Origin of the sequence: Pseudomonas sp. Irchel 3E19, from assembly GCF_900187585.1 — a bacterium.
Lineage (GTDB): Bacteria > Pseudomonadota > Gammaproteobacteria > Pseudomonadales > Pseudomonadaceae > Aquipseudomonas > Aquipseudomonas baetica.
Map to the genome: position 1 here is coordinate 20008 of NZ_FYDT01000019.1, position 15835 is coordinate 35842.

Annotated in this window: 16 protein-coding genes; 1 reads left to right on the forward strand and 15 read right to left on the reverse strand. The window is 57.6% G+C overall.

The annotated features are described in order from the left end of the window. Nucleotides 1–31 precede the first annotated feature (31 nt). From rnhB to rpsB, 15 genes are all read right to left on the reverse strand, one after another. Nucleotides 32–658, reverse strand: a complete 627-nt coding sequence (gene rnhB / locus CKW18_RS14145; RefSeq protein ID WP_007908845.1) for a ribonuclease HII — start codon at nt 656–658, stop codon at nt 32–34. A gap of 11 nt (nt 659–669) precedes the next feature. After that, nucleotides 670–1800 (reverse strand): lipid-A-disaccharide synthase, encoded by a 1131-nt coding sequence (lpxB, locus tag CKW18_RS14150; protein WP_095189357.1) that lies wholly within the window; start codon nt 1798–1800, stop codon nt 670–672. A gap of 2 nt (nt 1801–1802) precedes the next feature. After that, nucleotides 1803–2579 carry an acyl-ACP--UDP-N-acetylglucosamine O-acyltransferase gene (gene lpxA / locus CKW18_RS14155; RefSeq protein ID WP_095189358.1) on the reverse strand — a complete coding sequence of 259 codons (777 nt, stop codon included), beginning with the start codon at nt 2577–2579 and terminating at the stop codon, nt 1803–1805. Beyond that, nucleotides 2576–3016 carry a 3-hydroxyacyl-ACP dehydratase FabZ gene (gene fabZ / locus CKW18_RS14160; RefSeq protein WP_016771469.1) on the reverse strand — a complete coding sequence of 147 codons (441 nt, stop codon included), beginning with the start codon at nt 3014–3016 and terminating at the stop codon, nt 2576–2578. The genes lpxA and fabZ overlap by 4 nt, the downstream gene beginning before the upstream one ends. A gap of 106 nt (nt 3017–3122) precedes the next feature. Beyond that, nucleotides 3123–4178, reverse strand: a complete 1056-nt coding sequence (gene lpxD / locus CKW18_RS14165; RefSeq protein ID WP_095189359.1) for a UDP-3-O-(3-hydroxymyristoyl)glucosamine N-acyltransferase — start codon at nt 4176–4178, stop codon at nt 3123–3125. 3 nt (nt 4179–4181) lie between these two features. Beyond that, nucleotides 4182–4685, reverse strand: a complete 504-nt coding sequence (locus CKW18_RS14170; protein WP_042557882.1) for an OmpH family outer membrane protein — start codon at nt 4683–4685, stop codon at nt 4182–4184. Nucleotides 4686–4730: 45 nt separating this feature from the next. Next, complete coding sequence (gene bamA / locus CKW18_RS14175; protein ID WP_095189360.1) at nt 4731–7106, reverse strand: outer membrane protein assembly factor BamA; 2376 nt, start codon at nt 7104–7106, stop codon at nt 4731–4733. Nucleotides 7107–7180: 74 nt separating this feature from the next. Then, nucleotides 7181–8533, reverse strand: coding sequence for a sigma E protease regulator RseP (gene rseP / locus CKW18_RS14180; protein WP_095189361.1), 1353 nt, complete (start codon nt 8531–8533; stop codon nt 7181–7183). Nucleotides 8534–8587: 54 nt separating this feature from the next. Further along, the gene (gene ispC / locus CKW18_RS14185; RefSeq protein ID WP_095189362.1) at nt 8588–9778 is read right to left on the reverse strand and encodes a 1-deoxy-D-xylulose-5-phosphate reductoisomerase; all 1191 of its coding nucleotides are present in this window, start codon (nt 9776–9778) and stop codon (nt 8588–8590) included. Further along, nucleotides 9775–10581 carry a phosphatidate cytidylyltransferase gene (locus CKW18_RS14190; RefSeq protein WP_095189363.1) on the reverse strand — a complete coding sequence of 269 codons (807 nt, stop codon included), beginning with the start codon at nt 10579–10581 and terminating at the stop codon, nt 9775–9777. Before CKW18_RS14190 ends, ispC begins: the two co-directional genes overlap by 4 nt. Then, nucleotides 10581–11336, reverse strand: a complete 756-nt coding sequence (gene uppS / locus CKW18_RS14195; RefSeq protein WP_095189364.1) for a polyprenyl diphosphate synthase — start codon at nt 11334–11336, stop codon at nt 10581–10583. Before uppS ends, CKW18_RS14190 begins: the two co-directional genes overlap by 1 nt. Nucleotides 11337–11350: 14 nt before the next feature. Continuing rightward, nucleotides 11351–11908: a ribosome recycling factor gene (gene frr, locus CKW18_RS14200; RefSeq protein WP_095189365.1), complete on the reverse strand. Its 558-nt coding sequence runs from the start codon at nt 11906–11908 to the stop codon at nt 11351–11353. Then, nucleotides 11905–12648, reverse strand: a complete 744-nt coding sequence (pyrH, locus tag CKW18_RS14205; protein ID WP_003222124.1) for a UMP kinase — start codon at nt 12646–12648, stop codon at nt 11905–11907. The genes frr and pyrH overlap by 4 nt, the downstream gene beginning before the upstream one ends. A 209-nt stretch (nt 12649–12857) precedes the next feature. After that, complete coding sequence (gene tsf, locus CKW18_RS14210) at nt 12858–13721, reverse strand: translation elongation factor Ts (protein ID WP_095189366.1); 864 nt, start codon at nt 13719–13721, stop codon at nt 12858–12860. Between the two features lie 190 nt (nt 13722–13911). Further along, entirely contained in the window at nt 13912–14649 is a 738-nt protein-coding gene (rpsB, locus tag CKW18_RS14215) for a 30S ribosomal protein S2 (protein WP_095189367.1), read from the reverse strand. 373 nt (nt 14650–15022) lie between these two features. Between rpsB and map the strand changes: the two genes are divergently transcribed. Next, complete coding sequence (gene map, locus CKW18_RS14220; RefSeq protein WP_042557873.1) at nt 15023–15805, forward strand: type I methionyl aminopeptidase; 783 nt, start codon at nt 15023–15025, stop codon at nt 15803–15805. Nucleotides 15806–15835: the final 30 nt, after the last annotated feature.

Genomic DNA, 15835 nt, shown 5'->3' on the forward strand with positions numbered 1-15835 from the left:
CCGGGCCTCGAACAAAACATCAGCCTTGCGACTAAACCTGCGTCAGACCTTCCAGTGCCTCGTAAGCCTGACGCACCGGGGCGAACGAGCGCCGGTGAATAGGCGTCGGACCAAGACGCACCAACGCTTCCAGATGAACGGGCGTCGGGTAGCCTTTATGACCGCCAATACCGTAACCCGGGTAAATCAATTCGAACGCGGCCATCTCGCGGTCACGACTGACCTTGGCCAGAATCGATGCTGCGGCAATAGCAGGGACCTTGCCGTCGCCCTGCACCACGGCCTCAGCGCGCATCGGCAGTTGCGGGCAGCGGTTGCCGTCGATCATCGCCAGTTTTGGCTGAATATGCAGGCCGGCGACCGCACGCTGCATGGCCAGCATGGTTGCGTGCAGAATATTCAACTCGTCGATTTCTTCAACTTCGGCGCGGGCGATGCACCAGCTCAGGGATTTCTCGATGATCTCGTCGTAAAGCTTTTCGCGCTTGGCTTCGGTGAGTTTTTTCGAGTCGTTGAGGCCAAGGATCGGCCGGTTTGGATCGAGGATCACCGCCGCAGTCACCACGGCGCCGCACAACGGGCCGCGACCGACTTCATCGACACCCGCCACCAGCTCTTCGACTTCGGCGACCAAGGTGAAATCCAGGCCCATCTGCATATCTTTCTTGCTCATCGTGTTTGACCGATCAGGTTCAGCACGGCAGCGGCCGCCTGGTTGGAAGCATCCAGCCGCAGCGTGCGATGGATTTCGTCAAAGCCGCGCGTCTGTTCTTCGCCGCCCTCGATCAATGGCGACAGCGTCTGTGCCAATGCCTCGACTGTCGCATCATCCTGCAACAGTTCCGGAACCAGCAAGCGCTGGGCCAGCAGGTTCGGCAGAGACACATACGGGCTCTTGACCATGCGCTTGAGAATCCAGAACGTCAGCGGCGCCAGACGATAGGCCACCACCATCGGCCGCTTGTACAGCAGCGCTTCAAGGGTTGCCGTGCCGGAGGCGATCAGCACTGCGTTGCACGCCGCCAGGGCCAGATGAGACTGACCGTCGAGCAAGGTCACCGGCAAGTCGCGCCCGGCCAGTAGTGCTTCAATCTGCGCGCGACGCTCTGCATTGGCGCAAGGCATGACAAAACGCAGCCCTGGGCGCATGGCGCGCAAGCGCTCGGCGGTATCAAGGAAAAGCGCCCCCAGACGGGCGACTTCGCCACCACGGCTGCCGGGCATCAATGCCACCAGCGGGCCGTCGGGCAGACCCAATTCGGCACGCGCAGCAGCGCGATCAGCCTCCAGCGGTATGGTATCGGCCAGCGTGTGACCGACGAACCGAACCGGCACGCCTTTCTCTTCGTAAAATTTTGCTTCGAACGGCAGCAGCGTCAACATCAGGTCGCAGCCTTCGCGAATCTTCAACACGCGCTTCTGCCGCCACGCCCACACCGACGGGCTGACGTAATGCACGGTTTTGATCCCGGCCTGACGCAGCTTGAGTTCGATATTGAGGTTGAAGTCCGGTGCATCGATGCCGATGAACACGTCCGGCTTTTCGGCGATCAGCGTGGCGATGAGTTCTTTGCGACGCTTGAGCAACTCGCGCAAACGACCGAGCACCTCCACCAGCCCCATGACCGACAAACGCTCCATGGGGAAATAGGAAGTCAGGCCTTCGGCCTGCATCAACGGACCGCCGACGCCGATAAACTCGACCGCCGGATGCTGTGCCTTGAGGGCGCGCATGAGTCCGGCGCCGAGAATGTCACCGGAAGCCTCACCCGCCACCAGTGCAATACGCAGATTAGCCATGATCAGCGAGTGATGCCGCGAGTCGACGACTGGATGGAATCGCGGAACACCGCAACTTCCGGGAACTGGGCAGCAGGTTCAGCCAGTTCTGCCAGTGCCTGCTCAACCGTCAGCCCTTGGCGATAAACGGTTTTGTAGGCGCGACGCAATGCGTGGATAGCGTCCTCGCTGAAACCGCGACGGCGCATGCCTTCGAAGTTCATGCTGCGCGCTTGCGCCGGATTGCCAAACACGGTGACAAACGCCGGAACGTCTTTACCGATCGCGGTGCCCATACCGGAGAAGCTGTGGGCGCCGATGTGGCAATACTGGTGAACCAGGGTAAAACCGGAAAGGATCGCCCAGTCATCGACGTGTACATGGCCGGCCAGAGCGGTGTTGTTAACCAGAATGCAGTTATTGCCGATGACGCTGTCGTGACCGATGTGCGCATAGGCCATGATCAGGTTGTGATCGCCCAACGTGGTTTCCGAGCGATCCTGCACGGTGCCACGGTGAATCGTCACGCCTTCACGGATGACATTGTGGTCACCCATCACCAGACGGGTTTCTTCACCTTTGTACTTCAGATCGGGCGTATCTTCGCCTACCGAGGAGAACTGGTAGATGCGATTATGCTTACCGATGCGCGTCGGGCCTTTGAGGATTACATGCGGCCCGATCACGGTACCCTCGCCGATTTCCACACCAGCGCCGATGATCGACCATGGGCCGACCTCGACGCCGTCAGCCAGAACGGCCGACGGATCGATGATTGCGCGAGGGTCAATCAAACTCATACTTTTTGTTCCGCACAGATAATCTCAGCCGAGCAGACCGGTTTGCCATCGACCGAAGCCTGGCACTCGAACTTCCAGATCTTGCGCTTGCAGCTGATGAACGTCGCTTCCAGGATCAGCTGGTCGCCCGGCTTGACTGGCTGGCGGAAGCGCAGCTTGTCGGAACCGACGAAGTAATACAGGGTGCCGTCGGCCGGTTTGACGTCAAGCATTTTGAAACCGAGGATCCCGGCAGCCTGAGCCATCGCTTCGATAATCAGCACGCCTGGCATGATTGGATGCGCCGGGAAGTGCCCATTGAAGAACGGTTCATTGATGCTGACATTCTTGTAGGCGCGAATGCGCTTGCCTTCAGTGTCCAGTTCCACCACCCGGTCCACCAGCAGGAACGGGTAACGGTGAGGCAGGTATTCGCGAATCTCGTTGATGTCCATCATTTCGGGGGGAAGCCTATGTAAAGATTGGGAGCGCGACTGACGCGCACTCCTCTAGCAAATCAAGGAGGCAGTCTAGAGGCTGTGCACACTTGATATGGAAATGGTATCAGCCATCTGATGAAGCATTGCCGTCAGGGGTCACTTCCCCTACTCGCTTTTCCAGCTGTTTCAAACGTCGCGCGATGTCATCGAGCTGCCGGATGCGTGCCGCGCTTTTACGCCATTCGGCAGCCGGTTGCATGGCTGTGCCGGAGGAATAGGCGCCCGGCTCGGTAATCGAGTGGGTCACCATGGTCATCCCGGTCAGGAAAACGTTGTCGCAAATATCAATGTGCCCGACCAGACCGACACCACCGGCCAGCATGCAGTGCTTGCCGATTTTGGTGCTGCCGGAGATCCCTACGCACGCGGCCATCGCGGTGTGATCACCGACCTGGACGTTGTGGGCAATCTGGATCTGGTTGTCGAGCTTCACACCATTGCCGATCACGGTATCGGCCAACGCGCCGCGGTCGATGGCGGTGTTCACGCCAATCTCCACGTCGTCGCCGATGGCAACACCACCGATCTGCGCGATTTTCTGCCAGATACCTTTTTCGTTGGCAAAGCCGAAGCCTTCGCCACCGAGTACGGCACCGGACTGGATAACCACACGCTTGCCGATGCGCACGTCGTGATACAGCGTCACGCGCGGCGCGAGCCAGCCGCCTTCACCGATTTCGCTGCGAGCACCAATGACGCAATGGGCGCCCAGGGTCACCTGTGCGCCGATCCGCGCACCGGCCTCGATCACCACGAAGGGACCGATGCTGGCGGTGGAGTCAACCACAGCGTCAGCCGCGATCACCGCTGTCGGGTGGATACCGGCAGTGGCTTTGGGTTTGGGATCGAACAGGTGCGAAAGGCGTGCGTAAGCCAGATAAGGATCCGGCACCACCAGCGCATTACCGGCAAATCCTTCGGCATCGGCCTCTTTGAGCAGCAGCGCTGCTGCCTGCGAGCCTGCCAGGTATTTGCGATATTGGGGATTTGCCAGAAAGCTCAACTGAGCTGGGCCAGCCTCTTGCAAAGTGGCTAGCCCAGTTATTTGCTTCTCCGGGTCGCCACGCAGGGTGGCGCCGAGGAACTCGGCCAACTGGCCGAGTTTGATATTTACGGTCATGGGTTACTTCAGCTGATTCATGCGCTCGATAACCTGGCGCGTGATGTCGTACTGAGGTTTGACATCAATCACTGCGCCACGCTCGAACACCAGGTCAAAACCACCTTTCTTGATGACTTCTTCCACTGCGCCATCCAGTTTCGGCTTCAGTTGCTTGAGCATTTCGCGGTCGGCAACAGCTTTGGCTTCGTTCAGTTCCTTGGACTGGAACTGGAAGTCACGGGCCTTTTGCTTGAATTCCAGCTCCAGACGCTCACGCTCACCTTGTTGCATCTTGTCGCCACCCGCCATCAGACGATCCTGAATACCCTTGGCGCTGCTTTCCAGAGTCTTCAGTTTGGTCAGTTGAGGACCGAACTTCTTCTCGGCATCCACAGCGTACTTCTTGGCCGCATCGGACTCCAGCAGAGCCATCTGATAGTTCAGAACGGCAATTTTCATGTCGGCAAATGCCGGGCCTGCCACCAGTACGGAGGCCAGGAGAACCAATTGAGTCAACTTACGCACGATGCACTCCTACAAAATCCATTGTCGTTATCTTGGGTCAGACGCTTAGAACGTCTGGCCGAGGGAGAATTGGAACACTTGAGTTTCAGCTTCATCCGGTTTCTTGATCGGCATGGCCAACGCGAAGCTCAGAGGACCCAGCGCGGTGACCCAGGTCACGCCAACACCGACCGAACTGGCCATGTTGCTCAGGCTGATGTCGTTGCACTTGGTGTTCGACGACGAGCCATTGGCGTTGGTGGTGTCCTTGCACTGCGAATCAAATACGTTACCCACATCCCAGAATACCGACGTACGCAGGGAACGCTGATCTTTCACGAACGGCAGCGGGAACAGAACCTCGACACCACCCTGGATCAGGACGTTACCACCGAACGGCAGTGGATCCTGGTCCGGGTCAGCCAGCGTACCCGGGTTGGTACCACGGCTCGGCGTACTGCGCGGGCCGAGGGTGCTGTCCTTGAAGCCACGCACCGAGTTGAAACCACCAGCATAGTAGTTTTCATAGAACGGCAAGCCGTCAGTCGAACCGTAACCGTCGCCATAACCCAGTTCGGTGTGCAGACGCAGGGTGTAGTTTTCAGTGATCGGCTGGAACAACTGACCGCGGTAATCCAGTTTGAAGAACGACAGATCGCTACCCGGAATAGTGGATTCCAGGGTCAGGCTCTGGGAACGACCACGAGTCGGCAATACACCTTTGTTCAGGGTCGACTCGGACCAGCCGGCCGATGCCTTGAAGTTCAGGTAGTTGTCGCCTTCCTTGTTAACGAAGTCAAAGATCTCGTCAACGGTGTACTGACCGGTCTTGATCTTGTCCTGCTGAGCGGACAGACCGAAGGTCAGACGCGAAGTCTCACTGATCGGATAGCCAACGTTCACGCCTGCACCCAAGCTGTCTACCGCGTAGCTTGCTACGTCGACGTCGAGGTCTTTGTAGTCGGTGGTGCGATAGAACGCGTTGTAACCCAGGCTCACGCCATCGGCGGTCCAGTACGGGTCAACGTAGCCGAAGTTGTAGCGGCTCTGGTATTCGCTTCGGGTCAGGCCGACGCTGACGCGGTTACCGGTACCGAGGAAGTTGTTCTGGGTGATCGAACCACCGAGGATCAAACCGGCGCTCTGGGCGAAACCGACGCTGGCGGTAATCGAACCGGACGCCTGCTCTTCTACGCTGTAGTTCACATCAACCTGGTCATCAACGCCCGGAACAGCCGGGGTTTCGACGTTGACTTCTTTAAAGAAGCCCAGACGCTCAAGACGGGTCTTGGACTGGTCGATCAGGTAGGTTGAAGCCCAGCCACCTTCCATCTGACGCATTTCGCGACGCAGCACTTCGTCTTCGGACTTGGTGTTGCCACGGAAGTTGATGCGATTGACGTAGGCACGCTTGCCCGGGTCGACAGCAAACAGGATGTCCACGGTGTGGTCATCATCGTGCGGCTGAGGTACGCCGTTGACGTTGGCGAAGGTGTAACCCTCGTTACCCAGACGACGGGTGATCAGTTCCGAGGTGGTGGTCATCAGCTTGCGCGAGAAGACCTGGCCTTTCTGAACCAGCAGCAAGGATTTGACCTGGTCTTCAGGGACTTTCAGATCACCGCTGAGTTTGACGTCACGGACAGTGTACTTCTCGCCCTCGGTGACGTTGACGGTGATGTACACGTGCTTCTTGTCAGGGGTGATGGACACCTGGGTCGAAGCGATATCCATGTTGATATAGCCGCGATCCAGGTAGTAGGAACGAAGACGCTCCAAGTCACCGGAAAGCTTTTCACGGGCATATTTGTCATCGTTCTTGAAGAACGACAGCCAGTTGGTGGTTTTCAGCTCGAACAGGTCGGTCAGGTCGTCCTCGGGGAAAACCGTGTTGCCCACCACGTTGATGTGCTGAATGGCCGCAACGGTGCCTTCGTTGATCTTCACTTTCAGACCAACGCGGTTACGCGGCTGCGATACCACTTCGGTATCTACGGTAGCCGAGTAGCGACCTTGCGCGACGTACTGACGTTGCAGCTCGTTACGCACGCCTTCGAGGGTGGCACGCTGGAAGATCTCGCCTTCAGCCAGACCGGATTGCTTGAGGCCTTTCATCAGGTCTTCAGTGGAGATCGCTTTGTTGCCTTCGATCTCGATACTGGCGACCGACGGACGCTCGACAACCGTGATTACCAGTACGTTGCCTTCGCGGCCCAGCTGGATATCTTGAAAGAAACCGGTTTTGAACAACGCACGAGTGGATTCCACCAGGCGACGATCATCCGCCTGCTCGCCGACGTTCAACGGCAAGGCACCAAAGACGCTACCCGCGGAGACCCGCTGGAGGCCATTGACGCGAATATCAGAGATAGTGAAGGACTCGGCGTGAACTTCGGCGATCATCAATACGGTGAGAACCGCAGTTAGCAGCAGACGTTTCATGAAGTCCTTTCTTATTCCAACTGGCAATAAACAAACTGCCGCAAAATGCGGCAGATTCGCAATTCAGCGAAGCGTTACAGACGACCCAGATCGTTGACCAGAGCAAGCAACATCACCCCGACCACCAAACTGATACCGATCTGTATCCCCCAACCTTGCACCCGATCCGACAAGGGACGACCACGCGCCCACTCGATCAGATAAAACAACAAATGCCCCCCATCCAGTACAGGAATGGGCAGCAAATTCAGAACCCCCAGGCTAATACTCAGATAAGCAAGGAAATTCAGGAAATCAGCGACACCCGACTGGGCAGAAGCGCCCGCCACTTTAGCAATGGTTATCGGTCCACTCAAGTTTTTTACCGAGAGCTCGCCGAACAGCATTTTCTTCAGTGAATCGAGCGTCAGAATGCTCATGGTCCAAGTGCGTCGGGCACCCTCGCCAATCGCGGCCAATGGCCCATAACTGACTTCGCGGATCATTTCCGGCGGCCAGTCGACAGCTTTGACACCCGCCCCCAGATAACCGCTTGGCGCCTCGCTTTCACCGCGCGCCGCCAGGGTGACAGGGACGTCGATTGAAGCACCATCGCGCTCGACACGCAGCACGATTTTGGTATCAGGACGCGTACGAACGGTATCAACCACTTGCTGCCAGTCGTTAAGCGCCTGACCGTCAAGAGACAGCAAACGATCACCGGTCTTCAGCCCGGCAGCCTGAGCCGGGCCTTTTGGATCAAGCTCGGCAAGCACCGGCGGCAAGGCCGGGCGCCATGGACGAATACCCAGAGAGCGGATCGGATCTGGCTCATCAGCACCCTTCAGCCAGTGATCCAGCACCAGTTCACGCGGCGAATCCGCGGTAGAGCCTTGCTCACGCACCAATAACTGCAAGGAGCCACTTTCACCAAGACGACGAACCAGTTGCAAATTGACGGCGGCCCAACCAGTAGTCGGCTCGCCATCGATCGCGACGATCTCCTGACCCGCACCCAAACCGGCTTTGGCGGCGATGCTGCCGGACTCGACTGCACCAATGACCGGGCGCACCTGCTCGCTACCGAGCATGGCCAGCACCCAGAAGAACACCAAGGCCAACAGGAAGTTGGCAATTGGGCCGGCGGCAACAATGGCGATACGCTGACGAACGGACTTGCGATTGAACGACTGATCCAGTTGATCGACCGGCACCTCGCCTTCGCGCTCATCAAGCATCTTGACGTAGCCACCCAGAGGGATCGCGGCAACGACGAATTCAGTGCCTTGTTTGTCGTGCCAGCGCAGCAGCGGCATACCGAAGCCTACGGAAAAGCGCAGAACCTTTACGCCACAGCGACGCGCGACCCAGAAGTGGCCGAATTCGTGAAAGGTGACCAGCACACCCAAAGCGATCAGGGTGCCGGCAATCATATAGAGCGCGCTCATCTACTTTCTCCGCAATCCTGTTCAGTACCGCTTGTAACCATTGTGTTGCGAAATCTATCGACTGTGACGCTTCAGCCATTGCTCCGCCAGAACTCGCGCCTTGGCGTCTGCCGTGAACACGGCATCGAGATTGTCCAGCGCAACGACTGCTTCGAGGTTCAAGACCTCCTCGATGATACTCGCGATTTCCAGGTAACGGACCCGGCCGTCGAGAAACGCCGCCACTGCGACTTCGTTGGCCGCATTGAGCATCGCTGGCGCGCTGTTACCCGCCTCAGCAGCTTGCCTTGCCAGACGCAGACATGGGAAGCGCTCTTCATCCGGCGCCTCGAAGTCCAGACGCGCGATTGCAAACAGGTCCAGCGGCGCCACGCCGGAATCGATACGCTCCGGCCAGGCCAGTGCGTTGGCAATCGGTGTACGCATATCAGGATTACCCAACTGCGCCAGCACCGAGCCATCCACATAATCGACCAGCGAGTGGATGACGCTTTGCGGATGAATCACCACTTCGACCTGCGAAGGCTTCGCATCAAACAGCCAGCAAGCCTCGATCAACTCGAGACCTTTATTCATCATGCTCGCCGAGTCGACCGAGATTTTTCGCCCCATGGACCAGTTCGGGTGTGCACAGGCCTGGTCAGGTGAAACATGCGCCAATTCAGCCATCAGCGTTTGCCGGAAGGGGCCACCAGAGGCTGTAAGCAAAATCCTTCGCACCCCTACCGAACTCAGCCCGCGGGCAAAATCCTGTGGCATGCACTGGAATATCGCGTTGTGCTCACTGTCGATCGGCAGCAATACCGAACCGCTCTTGCGCACAGCTTGCATGAACAAGGCGCCGGACATCACCAGCGCTTCTTTATTAGCCAGGAGAATCTTCTTGCCCGCCTCGACGGCAGCCAAAGTCGGACGCAGACCCGCCGCACCAACAATCGCCGCCATGACTGCGTCTACTTCTGGAGCGGAGGCTACCTGACACAAGCCCTCCTCACCCACCAGCACGCGGGTCGGCAAACCGGCTGCGCGCAAGTCATCCTGCAAACCGCGAGCGGCAGCGACTTCCGGCACCACAGCAAATTGCGGGACGTGACGCACACACAAGGCCAGCAGCTCACTCAGGCGAGTGAAGCCGCTCAAGGCGAAAACCTGATAACGCTCAGGGTGACGGGCAATGACATCCAGGGTACTCAGACCGATCGAGCCGGTCGCCCCCAGAACGGTAATCTGTTGCGGGCGACTCACGGTGCAGCCATCCACAACAATACGGCAAAGACCGGAATAGCTGCAGTCAGGCTGTCGATGCGATCAAGCACGCCGCCATGGCCCGGCAGCAGATTACTGCTGTCCTTGATCCCGGACTGGCGCTTGAACATGCTTTCAGTCAGGTCGCCCACGACGGAAATGAATACGATCAGTGCAGCACCAATCAAGCCCTTGAGCAACTCGGCCACCGTCCAGTCGCGCACCAGGCCGACAATCGCGGTAATAACCAGGCTAAGCGCCAGGCCACCGTAAACGCCTTCCCAGCTTTTACCCGGGCTGACTTGAGGCGCCAATTTACGCTTGCCGAATGCACGACCGGAGAAGTAGGCACCAATGTCAGCACCCCAGACCAGCACCATCACCGCCATGATCAGCCAGTTACCCAGCGGATACTGTTTGATCTGCACCAGGCCTTGCCAGGCCGGCAGCAGGATCAACAGACCGATCACCAGTTTGGTCGCTGCGCTGGACCAGTGCTCGGCCGAACGCGGATAAGTCAGCACCAGATAAGTCGCCACTGCCCACCAGAGCACGGCGGCGCCGAGCACCCAAGGCGCGAGCCCGGGCAGGATGTACATGACGAACAGCATCAGGGCCACCACGGCGGCAAAGCCGACGCGGAACGATTGCGCGGCAAAGCCCGCCAGACGCGCCCATTCCCAGGCACCCAGACTCACGACCAGACCGATGAACAGCGCGAAACCGGAACCTTCGAGCAGGAAAAACCCGCCCAAGGCAATCGGTAGCAGGATCAGCGCGGTGATGATTCGTTGTTTAAGCATTAACCCCGGGCTCCAGCTTCGATCTGTTCGCTCGTTTTACCGAAGCGACGTTGACGCGAAGCGAAATCGGCCAGCGCAGTGCGCATGGCTTCGTGTTTGAAGTCCGGCCAGAACAGGTCGGAGAAGTACAACTCGGCATAAGCCAGCTGCCACAGCAGGAAATTGCTGATGCGGTGCTCCCCCCCAGTGCGGATACACAGATCAGGCAACGGCAGATCGCCAGTGGCCAGACAGGTCTGCAGCAAGTCCGGAGTAATGTCCTCCGGGCGCAGATGGCCGGCCTGAACCTCACGCGCCAGGCGCTGGGCAGCCTGGGCTATATCCCATTGCCCGCCGTAATTGGCAGCGATTTGCAGGACAAATCGGTTGGCACCGACGGTCATGGCCTCAGCTTCACGCATCGCGGCCTGCAGCTCCGGATGAAATCGCGAGCGATCGCCAATGATGCGCAGGCTGATGTTGTTGTCGTTGAGGCGCTTGGCCTCACGACGCAAGGCCTTGAAGAACAGGTCCATCAAGGCACTGACCTCATCGGCCGGACGCTGCCAGTTTTCACTGGAAAAGGCGAACAGGGTCAACACCTCGACCTTGGCCTCGGCGCAAACCTCAATAACGGCCCGCACAGCATCGACGCCCGCTTTATGCCCGGCGACACCCGGCATAAAGCGTTTTTTCGCCCAGCGATTGTTGCCATCCATGATGATCGCGACATGGCGCGGCACCGCGGACGGCGCAGTCTGCTTGGTCTTGTCCATTTAAAACTCGAACCTTATACGGCCATCAGATCCGCTTCTTTTTGCTTGGTAGCCGCATCGATATCGGCCTCTGCCTTATCGGTAAGCTTCTGGATATCAGTCGCTGCACGACGCTCTTCGTCTTCGCTGATTTCCTTGTCCTTGACCAGTTTCTTCAGCTCGCCCAGCGCATCGCGACGGATGTTACGTACCGCTACGCGAGCATCTTCTGCTGCGCTACGAGCTTGCTTGGTAAACCCTTTACGAGTTTCCTCGGTCAAGGCTGGCATGGAGATCAGCAGCAACTCGCCCAGGTTGGTCGGATTGAGGTTCAGACCAGCGCTCTGGATTGCCTTGTCGACAGCCGCAAGCATATTGCGCTCGAACGCCACGACTTGCAGGGTGCGCGAGTCTTTTACAGTGATGTTAGCCACTTGAGTGATAGAGGTATCTGCGCCGTAGTACGGCACCATCACACTCCCCAGAATGCTTGGGTGGGCTTTACCGGTACGAATCTGACCAAATGCGTGGGCCAGGGATTCGAGGGATTTCTGCATGCGCTCTTGAGCGTCTTTCTTGATTTCGTTGATCATTGTTGACCTTCCTCGATCAGGGTGCCTTCAGCGCCGCCATGTACGATGTTCAGCAGGGCACCGGGCTTGTTCATGTTGAATACGCGCAGCGGCATCTTGTGGTCGCGGCACAGGCAAATAGCGGTCAGATCCATCACGCCCAACTTGCGATCCAGTACTTCATCATAAGTCAGATGATCGAACTTCTCGGCATGCGGGTCTTTGAACGGGTCTGCGGTGTAGACGCCATCGACCTTGGTCGCCTTGAGCACGACGTCGGCATCGATTTCGATTGCACGCAGGCAAGCTGCCGAATCCGTGGTGAAGAACGGATTGCCAGTACCGGCCGCGAAAATCACGACGTCTTTGGAGTTCAGGTGGCGCATGGCTTTGCGGCGATCATAGTGATCAGTCACGCCTACCATGGAAATGGCCGACATCACGATGGCCGAGATATTGGCACGCTCCAGCGCGTCACGCATGGCCAGAGCATTCATCACAGTGGCCAGCATGCCCATGTGGTCGCCTGTTACCCGATCCATGCCGGCCTTGCTCAGGGCTTCGCCGCGGAACAGGTTGCCGCCGCCGATCACCAGACCGACCTGTACGCCGATGCCGACCAGTTGGCCGACTTCCAGCGCCATCCGATCCAGCACTTTTGGATCGATCCCGAACTCTTCCGAGCCCATCAGGGCCTCGCCGCTAAGCTTGAGTAGAATGCGTTTATAGCGAGCCTGATAACCACTGCCCTGCTGAGCCATTGCGAATCTCTCCTGCGGCGTATTTAAAATTCTTTGCGAGCTGCTTTACAGCTGGCGTTCACTCTAGCTTGGCGCTGCTTCAGCGCCATCGGAACATGGCTTTGTAAGCCAGTTCCAAGTGGAAACCAATAAAAATTGGTAATCCCATCTGAAAAGAGGCTGCGCGCGTGAGCGGGCAGCCTCTTTCGGGCGACAGTTGAAAAACCGTCTTATTGCTTGGCGGCAGCCAGCTGGGCAGCAACTTCTTCAGCGAAGTTGTCGACCGGCTTCTCGATGCCTTCGCCTACTTTGAAGTAGGTGAAGGAAACGATTTCAGCACCCGCTTTCTTGGCCAGCTCGCCAACCTTGATTTCAGGGTTCTTGACGAACGCCTGCTCAACCAGGCTCGCTTCTGCCAGGAACTTGCTGATACGGCCTTTGACCATGTTCTCAACAATGTTTTCTGGCTTGCCTTTGATTTTTTCTTCGTTCAGCTGCAGGAACACAGCTTTTTCACGCTCGATCGCTTCATCGGAAACTTGCGAAGGCAGCAGGAACTCAGGGTTGCTTGCAGCTACGTGCATCGCGATGTCTTTGGCCAGCTCGACGTCACCGCCTTTCAGGACGACAGCAACACCGATCTTGTTACCGTGCAGGTAAGTGCCGACAACGTCACCCTCTACGCGTACCAGACGGCGGATGTTGACGTTCTCGCCAACTTTAGCAACCAGAGCTTCACGAGCCGATTCCTGAGCGGCGATCAGCGGAGCTGCGTCGGTCAGTTTTTCGTCGAAGGCTTTTTCTACGCTGGCAGCAACGAAGTTCTTGAAGTCGTCTTGCAGGGCCAGGAAGTCGGTCTGCGAGTTGACTTCCAGCAGCACGGCTGCCTTGTCGTTCGATTTGATGGCGATTGCGCCTTCAGCGGCAACGTTACCAGCTTTCTTGGCAGCCTTGATCGCGCCCGAAGCACGCATGTCATCAATGGCTTTTTCGATGTCGCCGTCAGCCTTTTCCAGGGCTTTCTTGCAATCCATCATGCCTTCGCCGGTACGCTCGCGCAGTTCTTTAACCAACGCTGCAGTAATTGCTGCCATTTTCAAATTCCTCTTGGATAGGTTTTCAACCATTCCACCCGATCGAACGGGCGTTCAATTCTTCCCGAGCCACCCTTGTAGCCGCTGCACGTTACAGGTGCTGTAGCTGCGCTGCCGACAATGGTTTTCGAGGTGGCAAAAAGGGGGCCAAGCCCCCTTTTTGCTTACTGAGTCAACGCCAGGGCGTCAATTACTCAGCTGCAGCCTGAGTTTCTTCAGCTGCGAATTCTACAGTGCCGCCACCAACATTGTTGCGACCACGGATAACAGCGTCAGCCATCGAACCCATGTACAGCTGGATAGCGCGGATTGCGTCATCGTTGCCTGGGATGATGTAGTCAACGCCTTCCGGGCTGCTGTTGGTATCGACAACGCCGATGACCGGGATGCCCAGCTTGTTGGCTTCGGTGATCGCGATGCGCTCGTGGTCAACGTCGATCACGAACAGTGCGTCTGGCAGACCGCCCATGTCCTTGATGCCGCCCAGCGAACGATCCAGCTTCTCAAGATCACGAGTGCGCATCAGCGCTTCTTTCTTGGTCAGCTTGGCGAAAGTACCGTCTTCGGCTTGAACTTCAAGGTCACGCAGACGCTTGATGGAAGCACGAATGGTTTTGAAGTTGGTCAGCATGCCGCCCAACCAGCGGTGATCGACGTACGGCGAACCGCAACGTGCTGCTTCTTCAGCAACGATCTTGCCAGCGGAACGCTTGGTGCCGACGAACAGAATCTTGTTTTTGCCCTGGGCCAGACGCTCTACGAAAGTCAGAGCTTCGTTGAACATTGGCAGGGTTTTTTCAAGGTTGATGATGTGAATCTTGTTACGCGCGCCGAAAATGTACTTACCCATTTTCGGATTCCAGTAACGGGTTTGGTGACCGAAGTGCACACCGGCCTTCAGCATATCGCGCATATTGACTTGGGACATGATAGTTCCTTAATAAGTCGGGTTTGGCCTCCACGTATCCCAATGACCAACCAGTGGCATTAAGCCAAAAGCACCCAGGTCATCGTGTCGACACGTGTGTGGATTTAAGCCTTTCGGGGTATCCCCGGAAAGCGGCGCATTTTATACCACAGGGTGTGCAGAAACGGAACCCGAAATCTGTAATCACACCAAGGACATGGGCGCAGCCCCCTTGGAATCGGCGCCGCGGGCACCATTGTATAGAGAGAAGCGATGCACGCAGGCGCGGATTTGCTCCTTTCGTCTGGTAGAATCGCGTTTTTCAGGGTCGCAAAACGCACCGCTGCAACCCTATCCGTATCAGCAAGCGCCGCCGAGCGCAGAGAGAGCCTGTATGACCGTCAACCTCAAAACTCCCGAGGACATCGCTGGCATGCGTGTCGCCGGCAAACTGGCCGCCGATGTGCTGGAAATGATTGCCGAACATGTAAAGCCAGGCGTTACCACTGATCAACTGAACCAGATCTGTCACGACTACATCGTTGACGTGCAGCAGGCCATCCCTGCCCCGCTCAACTACAAAGGCTACCCGAAGTCGATCTGCACCTCGATCAACCACGTTGTCTGCCACGGCATCCCGAATGACAAGCCGCTGAAAAACGGCGACACCCTGAACATCGACGTCACCGTCATCAAGGACGGTTACCACGGCGACACCAGCCGCATGTTCCATGTCGGCGAAGTACCGGTGTGGGCCGAGCGTCTGTCGCAGATCACCCAGGAATGCATGTACAAGGCGATCGAGATCGTCAAACCGGGTTGCCGCCTGGGTGACATCGGTGAAGTCATCCAGAAACACGCGGAAAAGAACGGCTTTTCGGTGGTTCGCGAATTCTGCGGCCACGGCATCGGCAAGGTGTTTCACGAAGAGCCGCAGATCCTCCACTACGGCCGCGCCGGCACCGGCATGGAACTGAAAGCCGGCATGACCTTCACCATCGAGCCGATGATCAATCAGGGCAAGGCCGACACCAAGGTATTGGGCGATGGCTGGACCGCGATCACCAAGGATCGCAAGCTCTCGGCCCAGTGGGAACACACCTTGCTGGTGACCGACACCGGCTACGAGATCTTCACCCTGCGCGCCGACGACACCATCCCGCGCATCTCGGCCTGATCCACATAACGCTCCCAGCCTTATATAGAA

What these genes read in the sequence shown, in the direction of transcription:
- rnhB (WP_007908845.1), bottom strand. Translation starts at nt 658, where the DNA reads ATGCAGATGGGCCTGGATTTCACCTTGGTCGCCGAAGTCGAAGAGCTG.
- lpxB (WP_095189357.1), bottom strand. Translation starts at nt 1,800, where the DNA reads ATGGCTAATCTGCGTATTGCACTGGTGGCGGGTGAGGCTTCCGGTGAC.
- lpxA (WP_095189358.1), bottom strand. Translation starts at nt 2,579, where the DNA reads ATGAGTTTGATTGACCCTCGCGCAATCATCGATCCGTCGGCCGTTCTG.
- fabZ (WP_016771469.1), bottom strand. Translation starts at nt 3,016, where the DNA reads ATGATGGACATCAACGAGATTCGCGAATACCTGCCTCACCGTTACCCG.
- lpxD (WP_095189359.1), bottom strand. Translation starts at nt 4,178, where the DNA reads ATGACCGTAAATATCAAACTCGGCCAGTTGGCCGAGTTCCTCGGCGCC.
- bamA (WP_095189360.1), bottom strand. Translation starts at nt 7,106, where the DNA reads ATGAAACGTCTGCTGCTAACTGCGGTTCTCACCGTATTGATGATCGCC.
- rseP (WP_095189361.1), bottom strand. Translation starts at nt 8,533, where the DNA reads ATGAGCGCGCTCTATATGATTGCCGGCACCCTGATCGCTTTGGGTGTG.
- CKW18_RS14190 (WP_095189363.1), bottom strand. Translation starts at nt 10,581, where the DNA reads ATGCTTAAACAACGAATCATCACCGCGCTGATCCTGCTACCGATTGCC.
- uppS (WP_095189364.1), bottom strand. Translation starts at nt 11,336, where the DNA reads ATGGACAAGACCAAGCAGACTGCGCCGTCCGCGGTGCCGCGCCATGTC.
- frr (WP_095189365.1), bottom strand. Translation starts at nt 11,908, where the DNA reads ATGATCAACGAAATCAAGAAAGACGCTCAAGAGCGCATGCAGAAATCC.
- pyrH (WP_003222124.1), bottom strand. Translation starts at nt 12,648, where the DNA reads ATGGCTCAGCAGGGCAGTGGTTATCAGGCTCGCTATAAACGCATTCTA.
- tsf (WP_095189366.1), bottom strand. Translation starts at nt 13,721, where the DNA reads ATGGCAGCAATTACTGCAGCGTTGGTTAAAGAACTGCGCGAGCGTACC.
- rpsB (WP_095189367.1), bottom strand. Translation starts at nt 14,649, where the DNA reads ATGTCCCAAGTCAATATGCGCGATATGCTGAAGGCCGGTGTGCACTTC.
- map (WP_042557873.1), top strand. Translation starts at nt 15,023, where the DNA reads ATGACCGTCAACCTCAAAACTCCCGAGGACATCGCTGGCATGCGTGTC.